Source organism: Planctobacterium sp. AWM4_229 (genome assembly GCF_056160305.1).
This window is the reverse complement of sequence record NZ_JBSWWX010000005.1, coordinates 386,466-401,097: the sequence shown is the minus strand read 5'-3', so window position 1 is coordinate 401,097 and position 14,632 is coordinate 386,466. Positions and strand designations below refer to the sequence as shown.

The following is a 14,632-nucleotide window of genomic DNA, read 5'->3' as shown; positions in this document are numbered from 1 at the left end:
AGCAAGGGGCAATGCTCCTGTACCCAACGAGAGAATTAAGGCAAAACAATGAGATCCGCAAAACTCTTACTCTCCGGTTTACTCGGAGCATTAATCACTTCGCCTTTGTGCGCGACTGAGTTTGACTATGACGGCGATGGTATCGCCGATGTTGCCGTCAGACGACCCGACACCCAACTTTGGTACGTGAAAAATTCTGGCTCCATGGACTACAACTCAGAACGGGGAGACGGTATCCAGCGAGTGCGCTTTGGATTGTCTGCACAGGATATTCCTGTCCCTGCGGATTATGACGGTGATGGTATCACTGATTTTGCGGTAAGGCGCTCCACTAATTACACCTGGTACGTGCTCAATTCTTCGGGAGATAATACCAACTCAGCAAAAGAAGATGGCATTCAACGAGAGGTGTTTGGCAGAAATAGCGCTGACATTCCAGTGCCAGCGGATTACGACGGTGATGGCATCGCTGATTTTGCGGTGCGGCGCCCCTCTAATTCCACATGGTATATAAAAAACTCCAGCGGCAGCAATTTTAATTCTGAAAAAGAAGATGGCATCCAACGCATAGTATTTGGCAAAAACCCGGACGATATTCCGGTAAAGGGCGACTTTGATGGTGACGGTATCGCCGATATAGCAGTTAAGCGTCCTTCTAACGGTTTCTGGTATATCCTCAACAGTAGTGGAGATAATACCAACTCAGATCGCGGTGATGGTATTCAGCGAGTCTCCTTCAGTACCGCAATTAATGATATTCCTGTACCTGCGGATTATGACGGTGACGGTATTACCGATATCGCCTACCGCAATCCGGACAATTTTACCTGGTATATTCGCAGTAGTATTGACGCCACGGTAACCGAAATTGAGTTTGGTTTACATCCGGCAGATATTCCGGTACCAGCCGATTACAATGGTGATGGTAAAGCAGAGTTGGCGATTCGCCGCGCTGGTGATCAGACGTTCATCATTTACAACCCTGATGTAGTTCCCGGCACTCAAGGTCGTTCAGCTGATTCTGACGATGATGAACAAGGCAGCGAAACGGTTAGCTTTGGTGGTCAATCAGGAGATGTACCAGTGAATGCCAGTACCGATCAGGTAATGGAAAAACTGGACGATACTAACGCAAATGGCAGCTCCAGTAATACCCTGCCCACCGCTAATGCTGGCGACAACCAAACTGTGAGCACCGGCAGCACCGTTACTTTAGATGGGTCCGCGAGCTCAGATGATGATGGCGACTCACTTACCTACACCTGGACACTGCGCACCTCTCCAGATGGTAGCGAGGCAACATTGAGTGACAGAACGGCCGCGTCACCTACTTTTACTGCTGACGTTGATGGCAACTACGTTATTTCCCTGGTTGTTAATGACGGTAGCGAAGACAGTGCCGCCGACAGAGTGAGGATCACTGCAGAAACAGAATCCGCCAATGCCGCACCCGTAGCCGATGCGGGCACAGACCAAACCGTCACGGTGGGCACGCGCGTAGAACTAGATGGTTCTGGCAGTACGGATAGTGACGGCGATACATTGAGCTATACCTGGTCATTTGAATCTATGCCCGATGGTAGTCAAGCACAGCTTGGTCGCACAAACATTGAATCCCCTAAATTTACCGCTGATATAGCCGGTACCTATGTATTACAACTTATCGTTAATGATGGGACACAAGACAGTGAGGCCGACACTGTTTCCATTACTGCGGAATCTGAAGAAGTTAACACAGCACCAACGGCGGATGCTGGTTCGGATCAATCCGTGAGTGTTGGCAATACCGTCACCCTTGATGGCAGCGGCAGCTCTGATGCTGATGGCGATACCTTAACTTACAGTTGGTCATTTAGCAGTGTCCCCGGTGACAGCGGTGTGTCATTGAGCAACGCCGATACGGCCTCTCCAAGTTTTACCCCACAAGATGCCGGTGATTATCTATTAAGCCTTACCGTATCAGACGGTGAAGCCAGTGATAGCGATACCGTGACCATTACCGCCACAGAGAATAACAGCACCCCGGTAGCCGATGCGGGAAGCGACCAGAGTGTCGCAGTGGGCGACAATGTACCATTGAGTGGTAGCGGCAGTTCAGATGCCGACAACGATAGTTTAACCTACAGCTGGTCCTTCACCAGCAGACCAGGTGGCAGCACGGCCAGCTTAAATAATGCGAATAGTGTCAACGCCAGTTTCACTGCCGATGCAGAAGGTGATTATGTGATTCAGCTAACGGTATCTGATGGCGAAGACAGCGACAGCGACAGTGTGACTATTAGCGCAGAAGCGGCGACCACAACGGAGCCCACTGACAACGAATCGTTATTGGAAACCACCTTTGATGCGGCTCGCTTTGAGGCTTCTGCCGATGAAACCATACCGGCAAGACCCTATGTGATGGTGGATTTCGTAGATTATGATGGTGACGGCAACAATGACGCCGCTATCCTTCAATCTAACGGCGTACCTTATACCTACGATTATGACTACTCCACCTCAGACGCGGACAATACCCAAAATACCTGCTTTGACGACCCGAACAATGGCCCTGACGAAGCCGACAGTGGTGGTTGTTATCCAATTGAAGCAAGCGTCAGAGCGTTTGTGGTGCCTACCAATCCGGAGGTGGCAGACAACATCACGAACGTAAGCTCGGATCAACATTCAGGTATGGCTATTTCAGGCGCTACTTTTGAGTTGCCCACTGCACCATCACCAGAGGATAACGCAGGTTATGCCATTACCAATGTATACGACGAAGGCTGGGAAGTATTAGACGATTGTAATGGCCATTCTGGTTATCAGGGAGCCCCTTATCACTATCATGGCGATCCCACCTATCCAATTAACGATGGCACCAATGAACATACCCTCGCCGCTACCGAAGCATCAGACTGTCTGCCTGACTACGAGCTAGTCGTCGATGAAGATACCGGTCATACGCCAGCCATCGGATATATGGCGGACGGTTTTCCGATTTACGGTACAGATGGATACGATATTGGTGATGAACTAGACGAGTGCAATGGTCACTACGGTACGACATCAGAGTTTCCGGACGGAATTTATCATTATCATGCGTTAAATTACGATGCTGTCACCGCTAACGGCACTGGCTCGCGCAATGAGATACCGCCGCTTCCGGAATGCTTGAGTGGCAAGACCTGGTTTGTGCCGGAGTTCCATTCACCAGAGCTTTCTGATTCGGACAAGCGCGATATCGATTCAGAAATCGACGTTGAAAGCACCAATACCACGGTTGATGCCCTTACCTTGGCGACAGCTTTTGCAGCAAATCGTTTCTCTGCCACCAGTACAGCAGAAGCCCGCCCGTACGTCTATGTAAACTTTATCGATTGGGATTTTGATGGCGAAAACGATACCGCATTGTTGCTGAGTAATGGTGTGCCTTCAACCTATGACTATGACGACACCACATCCAATAGCGACGATACTGCGAACGTTTGCTTCGACGACCCTGAAGGTGGTCCAGACACGGGATGTTACAGTGTGGATGCTAACAATCGGGTATTCTTGTTTTCGCTTAATCCAACCGTGGTTGATACAGCCACCAGCATAGATGATGAAGATCACAGCGGTATGGCAATATCAGGCGGTACCTTTGCTCACCCTAATGAGGATTCTCCCAGCGGAGAAGGTTACGCCGTACACAACACCTATGATTCTGATTGGGAAGTACTGGATGACTGTAACGGTAATGTCAGTTACCAAGGCGGCCCGTTCCACTATCACGGCGACCCCACTAACCCCAATCGCGATCAGGTGGATGAACATACCGCCAGTGCCGCGCGCGCTGAAGGCTGTTTACCAGACTTTTCCAGTGATGTGGACGAGAGCACCTCCCATGGTACGGTAATTGGCTTCATGGCCGATGGTTTCCCCATTTACGGTGAAGATGGTTACGATTCAGGTGATGTCTTAGATAGTTGTAATGGTCACACTGGCACTACACAGGAGTTTCCAAATGGGATTTATCACTATCACGCAATTTCTGCTGACACGGCTAGTTCGGAAAATCTGGCGCCACTGCCCACTTGCTTAAACGGTAATGTGCTTTATCTGCCCAATTACCCGGCGCCCGAGCTGAGCGCAGCGGAGAATTAGTCAGAGCGAGGCGGACAATTAACTCCAACTAAACCAGGAAGCCCATGATGAGAGCAAGGAGAATCTAATGACAACACGGATGATTCACAGCGTCTTTTATGGGCTTCTCTACCTCATTTCGGGTTTGTGCCTTCAGGCACAAGCCCATCTGCATCCGGAGCATGGGGCTGGTGAGTCGCATAAGCAGGGTACAAACGCCAACGCGGCATTGGTGCTACTGGAAAGTACTCGCACAGGCCCCCTATTAAAATACCGGGGTAGCGATGGCAAACTACAAACTTTATATCGCATACCCAAAGGGGCCCGTTTATTTCAGTTTGACCACGCTCATACAGATACAGCCGACACAAAAGCTGAAATGTTGCTGGCTTATGGTCCTCAAGGAAAGGGGGAACAAGGCATCTGGCGCTTTGAATACGTGCTAAGGCCGGCACAAAAAGCAACAGTTCGACTCACTCCGGTAGTCACTGATAGTGATCCCAATAGCTGGTTTTTTGATCCAATTTATGTGCCCGGAACGCGCAATTTTTATTACATTTCCGCCAAGACTAATACTAATAACAAGCGCGCTGCCCAGGACTTACAACTGTGGTTTTACGATGCTGAAGAAAAGCGCAGCATCCCCGTCACAAAAGACGCCAGTCACCCTACCATGTCTGAAAACGGTGAGCTGCTCATGTGGCTAGATCAGACAAATTCAGCGCAAAGCCTCACTGTTCTCAATCACCACAACTTAAAAACAAGGCAGATTCAGATCGCTGACACATTACCTTCGGTGCACTTCCCTAAAATCAGTCATTCGCTACAGGCCATCTTTTTTCTCACTACGGAAAAACCAACAATCGCTGCCATTCCCGGATTAGGGCAAGCTTATGCTCACCCAGGACAACAACATAAAACCTGGTATGCCTGGCAAGTGCCCTTAGATGTTAATGAAATACAACAAGCCCGGTTTTTATGGCAAGCAGAAAATGTCCGAGATATGCAGTTGCATCCCGATGGCAAACAGCTTGGTTATTTAAGCGAAGAAGGCTTAACCTTGTATCAACCGGAAACTCAAACCAGTGAAAGTATCATTTCAGGCCCGAACTTCTGGAAATTTGTCTGGGTTCCTTACAACTAATTTTCGTAAACAACATCCCCAATATTTTTAGCGAAAATGCAATAAATTGCGTTTAGACTGAAAAATGTTCAGTGCAATTTAGAGATATCGCATGTCAAAACCGTTTGTCTGGGGAGCTGCTGCCGCCAGTTTTCAAATCGAAGGTTCACTCAATGGTGAGGGCCGAGGGCCTTGTGTTTGGGATATGTTTTGCCACGAGCCTGGCAATGTGCGTTTTAAACATCATGGTAACAATGCCTGCAACCACATTGAATTGATGCAGCAAGATGTAGATATCATGGCGGAAATCGGTTTACAGGCTTATCGCTTTTCCATCAGTTGGCCAAGAGTATTGCCGCAAGGCACAGGTCAGATAAACCAGGCGGGATTAGATTTTTACGACCGATTGGTGGATACCTTACTTGCCAGAGGTATCGCGCCATGGACGACTCTGTTTCATTGGGATTACCCCTACCAGTTATTCTTACAAGGCGGTTGGTTAAACCCGGATAGCTCAGACTGGTTTGCCGAATATACTCAGATTATTGTGGACCGGCTCTCAGACCGGGTAAGCCACTGGATGACCCTCAATGAACCTCAGTGTTTTATCCATTTCGGACATCATACTGCTTATCACGCCCCTGGATTAAAGTTAGGCTTTAAAGAGGTGTTAACCGCAGCCCACAACGCCCTGCTGGCTCATGGCAAAGCAGTGCAAGTGATCAGAGCTCACAGCCATAGTGCCCCCACCATCGGTGCCGCGCCAGTTGGTCACGTGTATGTGCCTGACAATACCAGTAGCGAATGCATTGCCGCAGCCAAACAAGCGACATTTGCAGTGCAAAAACAAGATTGCTGGAATAATACCTGGTTTGCCGATCCTATGTTCCTGGGACACTACCCAGAAGATGGCTTGGCCTTGCACGAACCCTGGTTACCAGAATTCAAAGCAACCGACATGGACATCATCTGCCAACCACTGGATTTTTATGGTGCCAATATTTATACCGCAGAAAAAATAACGACGGCTGACGGTGGTAAAACCCGCCTGGTACCTAGCCACGACGGAGATCGCTTCACCAGTATGGATTGGCATGTGGTACCTGAAAGTCTGTATTGGGCCAGTAAATTCTTTAATGAGCGCTACAAAGTACCAGTGATAATTACCGAAAATGGCATGGCCAATCACGACTGGGTGGACGAAAACGGTCGGGTGCAGGACCCACAGCGCATTATCCTGCTCAAGGAGTACACCGACGCCCTGTTAAAAGCCAGAGCCGAAGGTGTTGCCATCGACGGCTATTTTGCCTGGTCCATTATGGATAACTTTGAATGGGCGCTGGGCTATGATCGCCGCTTTGGCCTTGTGCACGTAGATTATCAAACCATGAAGCGCACTATCAAAGACTCAGGTTATTGGTATAAAGAGCGAATTAAGACATCAATTGATTAAAACCATAAATGAATAACCTCGGCTAAATCAGAAGCTAAAGAGCATGACTTAGCTTAACAGTATTTATATAGGTGTTGTGTAGTGGCACGCTCAGTTACAAGACTGCAACACCGTTCGTCACAGTAAGTAAAATCTGGATGTCCAGGTCGGATTACGACTTTCAATGGTTCAATTGAAGGCACTGTAGGAGATGTTGACACACAAATATTGGGTAGATAATACTACCGCCGACTTAAGACTTGGCAATGATGCCAGCAACTCTTAAGTTGTAAAATAATTTATTCTTTAAGGAACAAAGAATGATAAATTTAAAAAAGTTAGTCAGCATTCTTTTATTTTCACACCTTGTATCTTCAACCGTATCTGCCACTGCATTCACCGAAGAGGTATTTTTTACGGCATCGACAGGACAGGAAACTCTTGTCTCGTATAAGATTGAAAATGGTGAAAAGTCACTAGTCATTCACAACAAGTCCAGCCTGTCTAGTGAACAGATATTACAAGAGTTCGCAGAAACAGCTTTGACTGGTGGACATTATAATTACGTCTTAGTCGGTCCTACCTGCCCAGATTGTGCAGTTGATCGCAGCTTAACCCCTGTCCTTCGCCAAGAGCTTTCGTACAAATTAAATGATTCTGCAAAAGATAAAGGCACAGTAAAGGTTGTTAGCGACTTTTTTAGTGGCGTTGCTAGCTCAGTTGGAGCAAATACTACCAATGAATTTTTCGATGCACTTTCAAACCCTGAAAATAGCTCTGAGATATCCGATCACGGTGTCATTGTAGTAAGAGAAAGAGGCGGAATGATTACAGATGCCTGTATGATGGAGTCCGGCCTTTGCAGAGACATTCCAGGAACAGAATTTATCAGTCTCGAAAATGGCTTCTCGATTAAATATCCTGCCCCTGACTATAATGATGACTTAGCCTTACTCGAAGAAAGGATGATGATTCAGGCAGCACTTCTTCGAGCAGTCCACGAACTCAATACTCCGAGAAGATATCAATGTCAGACTGTCTACACTGGCCCCACTGGAGATACCTCAGCACAATTGATTTGCTATTCTACAGATTAAAAAATCGTTACCCCGTCAGATTTTTACCGGGCCTCGTTAAGGCTCGGAATTAGCAATAATGTAAGACTTCTTCTTTGATAACTCAGACACCATTCTTTACTTTACAAGCGCTGCAATAGTAGTTGAAATTAAAATCCTCTGAACGATTGGTACTTTCCACCAGCTCTTACGCATTGTAACCATAATCTATATTGCACTGTGAAAATGCCGATTATCACTCTATGACTTTCGGCACATGTTAAACCTCTTTTGAGATGGCAATCTAAGCTCAGTAATACTCAAGGTGGCACAAGATGAATAATAACATTGAACGTTTACAGGCGATGGATGTACTCAGGGGCTTTGCCCTATTGGGCATTTTGCTGGTTAACATCCAGTCTTTCTCCATGCCGGGGGCAGCTTATCTCAACCCTACCGCATTTGGCGATCTGTCCGGAATTAATTTGTGGGTATGGATAAGTACCCATGTATTGGCGGACCAGAAGTTTATGTCGCTATTTTCGCTGTTGTTTGGTGCTGGCGTTATTTTGTTTTGTGACAGCGCTCAGAAAAAAGGGGTATCTGCGGCGAAATTACACTACAAACGCAATGCCTGGTTACTGCTATTTGGCCTGCTACACGCCTACCTGTTTTGGTATGGTGATATCTTATTCGCCTATAGTCTGTGTGCTTTTTTCATTTATCTGTTGCGCAACAAATCCGTATTTACCCTGATAGTTGTCGCGTTACTATTTGCCAGCATCAGCAGTGGTTATTCGTTACTATTCGGCAGCAGTCTTGAGCATTTCCCGGCCGACGCGCAATCAGGATTAATGGAAGCCTGGGCGCCTGACGCGGAGGCTTTAGACAAAGAACTCAGTGCCTATAAAGGCAGTTTTCTCAGTGCTTTTGAATTCCGCGCTGAAGAAGCCATCTTTATGCAGAGCTATGTATTTCTCACTTATTTTTTCTGGCGCGCCAGCGCTATGATGCTGCTCGGCATGGCCTTGTACAAATCTGGATTTTTTCATCTTCAATGGCAAAACAAAAGCTACCTATGGCTTGCCATCTTTGGCTTAGCAATAGGTTTACCCATCGTCAGTTTTGGTGTTTTTGGTAATTTTGAACAAGAATTTTCACTGCAATACAGCATGTTTCTCGGTAACCAGTTTAATTACTGGGGCAGCATTTTAGTGGGACTGTCTTACGCCGCCATTGTAGTTTTGTTGGTTAAAAAAGGCCTGTTTAAAGCATTGCAACTGCGCCTTGCCGCCATTGGTAAAACCGCTTTTAGCAACTACATCTTGCACACTGTGGTGTTTACCACGGTATTTTATGGTTATGGTTTGGGACTGTTTGGTGATATTGAGCGCTGGTTGCAATTAAGCCTGGTTTTGGCGATGTGGGCATTACAATTATGGCTGGCACCTTTGTGGCTACGGCACTATCGCTTTGGTCCATTGGAATGGCTATGGCGCACCCTCACCTATGGCAAAGCTCAGCCTTTTAAACAATAAAAAAGGGGCTTACGCCCCTTCTTACTGATTTCGTTCGGGCAACCTAGCCTTTGTATTTTTCAAATACCAGGGTGCTATTAGTACCGCCAAAGCCAAAACTGTTGCTCATAACACGATTTAGATCGGCACTACGAGTTTCGGTAACGATGTCTAACCCTTCAGCTTTTTCATCCAGTTCATCGATATTGATAGATGGGGCAATAAAGCCGTGTTGCATCATTAATAAAGAATAGATAGCCTCATTAGAGCCTGCAGCCCCTAATGCGTGGCCCGTCATAGCTTTAGTCGCGCTAATGGCAGGAGACTTACCTGCAAACACTGCCTGAATCGCCTCCAATTCTTTTACATCACCTACAGGTGTCGATGTACCGTGGGTGTTTAAGTAGTCGATATCACCGTCAACGGTAGACAGTGCCTGCTGCATACAACGCAATGCGCCTTCACCTGATGGTGCTACCATGTCGTAACCGTCGGAAGTAGCACCGTAGCCTGTGATCTCTGCATAGATAGTGGCACCACGCGCCAAAGCGTGCTCTAATTCTTCAACCACCACCATGCTACCGCCACCGGAGATTACAAAGCCATCGCGATTGGCATCATAAGTACGAGAGGCTTTTTCTGGTGTGTCGTTGTATTTAGTAGATAAGGCACCCATGGCATCGAATTCCATCGCCAATGTCCAGTGCACTTCTTCACCACCACCAGCGAATACGATATCTTGCTTACCTAATTGGATTTGCTCCAATGCGGCACCGATACAGTGGGCACTGGTGGCACAAGCAGAGCTTAAGGAATAATTTACACCTTTAATCTTAAACGGCGTGGCCAAACAGGCGGATACCGTGCTGCTCATGGTTTTGGTTACCATGTATGGACCTACGCGCTTTACACCTTTTTCCCTTAGAATGTCTGCCGCCAATACCTGATTAGCTGAAGATGCACCGCCAGAACCAGCAATTAAACCTGTTCTCACATTGGATACCATGTCTTCGGTTAGCTTGGCATCTTCAATGGCTTCTTGCATCGCAATGTAGGCATAAGCTGCTGCATCACCCATGAAGCGCAAAGTTTTGCGATCAATATGCTCTTTGATATCAATATTGATGTCGCCCCAAACATGGCTGCGTAAGTTTAGTTCTTGAAACTCTTCTGACACAGAAATGCCAGATTTACCTTCTTTTAACGAAGCTAAAACTTCCTGCTTGTTATTACCAATGCTGGATACGATCCCAAAACCGGTGATTACCGCTCTTTTCATATTCTTACCTGTTAATTTTAAAACGGGACTATTGTACTGTGTTGCGCTAGTGTAACTGGTCTGCTCTTTAGAGTACAAGTGTACGCTTAAATCTTTTTATCGAATTATTCGATATGGCAAACATACTTGATGTTTGCGCCATGAAGATTACACTTCTGTGAAAATTTCCAACGTGTTACTGCTTTGAAACTGAAAACCGCTTCCCTATCCTTCAATGCCTCAGGTACACCCACATCCGCCGAGTTCGATGATGTTTACTTTTCCAACGACAATGGTTTGGCCGAATCAAAGTATGTATTCTTTGACCATAACCATTTGAATAGCAGGTGGTTTTCTCATTCTAAAAATCATTTTTGCATTGCCGAAACCGGTTTTGGTACTGGCCTTAACTTTTTACTTACCTGGCAATGCTTCCGCGACTTTCTGCGCCAAAAAAATAGCGACAACACACTTAAGCAGCTGCACTTTGTCACCACGGAAAAATTTCCGATAGCAAAAGAGCAATTGAAATTAGCATTGGCGCAATGGCCAGAGCTAAAAGAATTTAGCGAACAGTTGTTAGTTCAATACCCGATACTCACTCCGGGCTGTCATCGCCTGGTATTTGAGCAGAACCAGATAATCTTGGACCTCTGGCTTGGGGATATCGAGCAAACGCTGCCAGCCATGATGACCTGTCCTGATGGGCTTGTGGATGCCTGGTACCTGGATGGTTTTGCCCCAAGTAAAAACCCGGATATGTGGCAAGACACCCTGTTTGCCAATATGGCCAGACTCAGCAAACCGGGTTGTACTTTCGCGACATTTACCGCTGCAGGAATCGTGAAACGAGGCCTTCGAGATAACGGCTTTGTAGTGAAAAAAGCCAAGGGCTTTGGCAAAAAACGGGACATGTTAGTAGGCTATTTCTCGCCTGAAGAAGCCAAGGCGAACAGTACAGAAAGCCTCAGTACAGAGACAATAGCAACAATTCTTGAAAACGCACCATATAGCCGACCACATGCCGGCCCATATCAACGAACAAGTGTTACAGCTTCTCTGGCGGACAAACAAACTGTCGCCGTTATCGGTGCAGGCCTTGCGGGTGCTCATATAGCACTTGCGCTTCAAGTCCGAGGTTATCAGGTTGAGGTTTATTGTGCTGATGCCGCCCCTGCATCGGGTGCTTCAGGCAATCATATCGGCGGTTTTTACCCCTCACTGAATGCCGATTTTTCCCTGCAAAGCCAATTGTATTGCCATGCTTTTAGCTATGCGAAAAACCATTATCAAAATATACTGTCACAGGGCGCTCACTTTGGTCATCAATGGTGCGGGGTGTTTTTCCCTGGGTTTAGCGATGAGGTAATAAAGCGTCAGCAAAAACTCATTGAGAACCGGGTGTGGCCGGAAGATTTAGTGCATTATCTGGATGCTCAACAAGCAACCAATACTTGTGGCCTTGCAATGCCTTACGACGGCTTATTCATTCCACATGGCGGCTGGATTAATCCCAAGGAGCTTGTTGATGCGCTTTTAACAACAGCAATCAATGCCGGTGCTAAGCTATTTACCGAACACAATCTCAGGGCATTACAGCAAACTGACACAGGCTGGACAATGGACTGGCAAGGCCAGACACAAAGCCAGGCAGATATCGCTGTGCTAGCTACCGGAGCAGGCACGCTAGATATGCCGACACATCGCTATCCCTCTTTGAATGAAATTCCTTTTACCTGCACTCGCGGTCAGGTGGAGCTTTTACCTGACTCGCCGCGAAGTGTAAAACCTGAAACAGTAATCTGTCACAAAGGTTATTTCACGCCCTTTTATCAAAAGAAACAGGCAATGGGAGCTACCTTCGACAAAGCTAATCGCCATAACCAGGTGACGGAAAGCGATACTGAGCAGAATTTTGCCACCCTTCAAAAAGCACTGCGAGATTGTGACTGGGTGCAAGATTTACCCACTCCTGTGGAAAGCCGCGCAGCTGTGCGCTTGAGCTTGCCAGATCACAAACCGGTAATGGGGGCTGTTCCCAACTTTGAACAACAGAAAATACAATACGCAGAGTTGTATAAAGCCCGGCCAGCTTCTGAGTATCCGTTACCTGCAAATTATGAAAATCTGTACCTGCTGGCAGGTTTAGGCTCTCACGGTTTGTGTACCAGTCCAATTCTGGCGGAAGCTCTGGCGTGCCAGATAAGTGGCGAGCCATTGCCGCTCAATCAAGAATTACTGGCAAGTATTAGCCCCAATCGATTTTTGGTGAGAGACCTGATTAGACGGAAGTTGTGATAATTCAACTTTTAAAGAAAGTTGCTCTGTATTGCACCGTAAAAACATTCTAAATGTTGGTGCAAGATTGAGTTCGAAGTACTGTTCGGGGTTCCCTTTACACGCAGTAATCTAAGTATTCAGGTAACACAACAATGAGAGGTATCAGGGAAGATACCTCAATCAATGCCAGCACACGGATGTGCTGTCATTGATGGTCATTGGTGTGCTGAATACGACGATTACGCTTTGCGTGTCAAGGGCTGCGGAGGATTCTCAAGGAGTGCCGCAGGCAGCATTCCTTGAGGCGCTGCCGGCGCCCCGGCAAAAAAATCAGAAGTTGAAATTGTCGCGCGTTCTGGAGAAAACCATTCTCCGAGGATAATCAACTATCGGAGTAAGCGATTTAGAAGAGATAAAAATCTAACACGAGATGCTAATCGCTCTCCACCAGAATATAATCAGGTGTCAGTGAAGCAACAATAAAGTGCGGTATAAACCCCTTGGTACTGGCCACTGTCACTTTGTCGAAGACATTAACAATACGCACATTCACTTCCACACCTCTACCACTGCGATGCATTGTGCCGGTTAGCACAAACTGCATTTCCCCTCTTGGGCCACTGCGTTCAAAAAACAAATCCCCTTGAGGTGTTACCTGAATGGCATCCATGGCTTTAAAATCTACAATCGCCAGGCCATAGCTTTGCAATTCAGTAATAAAACTCTCAGCTAAACGGTTGCCAAGCACGGTTGGAGATTGCAATCCTTGGCTAAAGTCCACAAAGGAAGCAATACCGATACGGGAGTTGGGCGTAATGTGTTTGGTTTTTTGCAACAGATTCATGGTCATCTGCTCAGCGTAATCGCTCAAAGCCTTATGAGTAAATGCCGGACGAAAACTCTGTTTTGGTACAGGTAAAATAGCCGTAATCTGTGGTTGAGGCTCAGGCGCTTGAGGCAAAATATCCACTTCCACCTCAGACTTGTTCCGCTTCTCGCCTGGAGGCTCGTCGGCCATCTCCACTGACATCGTATCCCTGTATGGATTCTCGATGATCTCGCCATCACTACCAGATGCGGCAAAAAATGTGGATTCACAGCCAGCTAAGCTTAACAGTATTGCTACAGTGCCTATGCTTTTTAAGTTTGTCATCAGGTTCAACTTAGTCATAGATTGCACCCTATTTCCCTTGGATCAGGCCAATACCATCGGTCCGTTCATCTTCTGAAGGCAACAATGCATCCACCACATAAAATGGCACCAGCATTTGTGATGTGGCAACTACCGCTTTACTCTCCAGCCCAAGTATTCTGGCGTTAACCAAAAAACCACCTTGGTGCTTGGTCATGGTGCCCGTCAAAATGTATTGCATGGGCACCTTGTGCTTCAACTCTAAAAAGTCTCGACTTAACAGAAAATCGCCCGTTTCGGTAACGCGAATATAATCCGTAGCCTTAAAATCCAGTACCGGAATACGGAATTTGTGTAATTCATGGATAAACGACTCCGCAATCTGAAAACCCAAGAGATTGGTGTGATTGAGATCACTATCAGTCAAGGCAAAATGCGTCACCCCTACCGGAGTTTTATCGGTAACGTATTCCATATTGGAAATCAAATCCTGCGCCATGTTTTGCACGTAGTCGCCAATGTGTTTATTCAGTGCTTTACCCTGATAAATGGCATTATCGTTCTGATACATGGGCTCCTGAGTAATAGCTCCAAAACGGTCAACAACTGGCTTATCAGCACCATACATATTCACTGGCTCTGGCTCACTGGATACCAATTGCGTCAACTGCGCGCAGCCCGACAACGATGCCAGTACCGCTGAAATTATCAGTAACTTTTTCATCTAA

The 14,632-nt window shown here is 46.8% G+C and carries 9 protein-coding genes; 6 read left to right on the top strand and 3 right to left on the bottom strand.

All coding sequences use genetic code 11. The annotated features are described in order from the left end of the window. Positions 1–48: 48 nt before the first annotated feature. The 5 genes from ACXAGP_RS13510 to ACXAGP_RS13490 all read left to right on the top strand — a co-directional run bounded on the left by ACXAGP_RS13510 (position 49) and on the right by ACXAGP_RS13490 (position 9,255). Positions 49–4,128, top strand: a complete 4,080-nt coding sequence (locus ACXAGP_RS13510; protein WP_475262019.1) for a PKD domain-containing protein — start codon at positions 49–51, stop codon at positions 4,126–4,128. A gap of 67 nt (positions 4,129–4,195) precedes the next feature. Continuing rightward, positions 4,196–5,251, top strand: a complete 1,056-nt coding sequence (locus tag ACXAGP_RS13505) for a hypothetical protein (RefSeq protein ID WP_475262017.1) — start codon at positions 4,196–4,198, stop codon at positions 5,249–5,251. Between the two features lie 91 nt (positions 5,252–5,342). Then, positions 5,343–6,683, top strand: coding sequence for a GH1 family beta-glucosidase (locus ACXAGP_RS13500; RefSeq protein ID WP_475262016.1), 1,341 nt, complete (start codon positions 5,343–5,345; stop codon positions 6,681–6,683). A gap of 299 nt (positions 6,684–6,982) precedes the next feature. Then, positions 6,983–7,759: a hypothetical protein gene (locus ACXAGP_RS13495; protein ID WP_475262015.1), complete on the top strand. Its 777-nt coding sequence runs from the start codon at positions 6,983–6,985 to the stop codon at positions 7,757–7,759. A 293-nt stretch (positions 7,760–8,052) separates the two neighbouring features. Further along, positions 8,053–9,255, top strand: a complete 1,203-nt coding sequence (locus ACXAGP_RS13490; RefSeq protein WP_475262013.1) for a DUF418 domain-containing protein — start codon at positions 8,053–8,055, stop codon at positions 9,253–9,255. 43 nt (positions 9,256–9,298) lie between these two features. Here the strand turns inward: ACXAGP_RS13490 and fabB are convergent, their stop codons facing one another. Beyond that, complete coding sequence (gene fabB / locus ACXAGP_RS13485; RefSeq protein WP_475262012.1) at positions 9,299–10,513, bottom strand: beta-ketoacyl-ACP synthase I; 1,215 nt, start codon at positions 10,511–10,513, stop codon at positions 9,299–9,301. A gap of 183 nt (positions 10,514–10,696) precedes the next feature. On the opposite strand from fabB, the gene mnmC reads away from it, so the two are divergent. Beyond that, on the top strand, positions 10,697–12,790 hold the full coding sequence (mnmC, locus tag ACXAGP_RS13480) for a bifunctional tRNA (5-methylaminomethyl-2-thiouridine)(34)-methyltransferase MnmC2/FAD-dependent 5-carboxymethylaminomethyl-2-thiouridine(34) oxidoreductase MnmC1 (protein ID WP_475262010.1): 2,094 nt from the start codon (positions 10,697–10,699) through the stop codon (positions 12,788–12,790). A 415-nt stretch (positions 12,791–13,205) separates the two neighbouring features. On the opposite strand, the gene ACXAGP_RS13475 is transcribed toward mnmC, so the two are convergent. Beyond that, positions 13,206–13,943, bottom strand: a complete 738-nt coding sequence (locus ACXAGP_RS13475; RefSeq protein WP_475262009.1) for a FlgO family outer membrane protein — start codon at positions 13,941–13,943, stop codon at positions 13,206–13,208. A 10-nt stretch (positions 13,944–13,953) separates the two neighbouring features. Then, a complete protein-coding gene (locus ACXAGP_RS13470) occupies positions 13,954–14,628 on the bottom strand; it encodes a FlgO family outer membrane protein (protein ID WP_475262008.1) in 675 nt (224 codons plus the stop codon). Positions 14,629–14,632 lie beyond the last annotated feature (4 nt).

Coding starts and splice junctions, on each gene's coding strand:
- ACXAGP_RS13470 (WP_475262008.1), bottom strand. CDS start 14,628: ATGAAAAAGTTACTGATAATTTCAGCGGTACTGGCATCGTTGTCGGGC.
- ACXAGP_RS13505 (WP_475262017.1), top strand. CDS start 4,196: ATGACAACACGGATGATTCACAGCGTCTTTTATGGGCTTCTCTACCTC.
- ACXAGP_RS13495 (WP_475262015.1), top strand. CDS start 6,983: ATGATAAATTTAAAAAAGTTAGTCAGCATTCTTTTATTTTCACACCTT.
- ACXAGP_RS13500 (WP_475262016.1), top strand. CDS start 5,343: ATGTCAAAACCGTTTGTCTGGGGAGCTGCTGCCGCCAGTTTTCAAATC.
- ACXAGP_RS13475 (WP_475262009.1), bottom strand. CDS start 13,943: ATGACTAAGTTGAACCTGATGACAAACTTAAAAAGCATAGGCACTGTA.
- fabB (WP_475262012.1), bottom strand. CDS start 10,513: ATGAAAAGAGCGGTAATCACCGGTTTTGGGATCGTATCCAGCATTGGT.
- ACXAGP_RS13490 (WP_475262013.1), top strand. CDS start 8,053: ATGAATAATAACATTGAACGTTTACAGGCGATGGATGTACTCAGGGGC.
- ACXAGP_RS13510 (WP_475262019.1), top strand. CDS start 49: ATGAGATCCGCAAAACTCTTACTCTCCGGTTTACTCGGAGCATTAATC.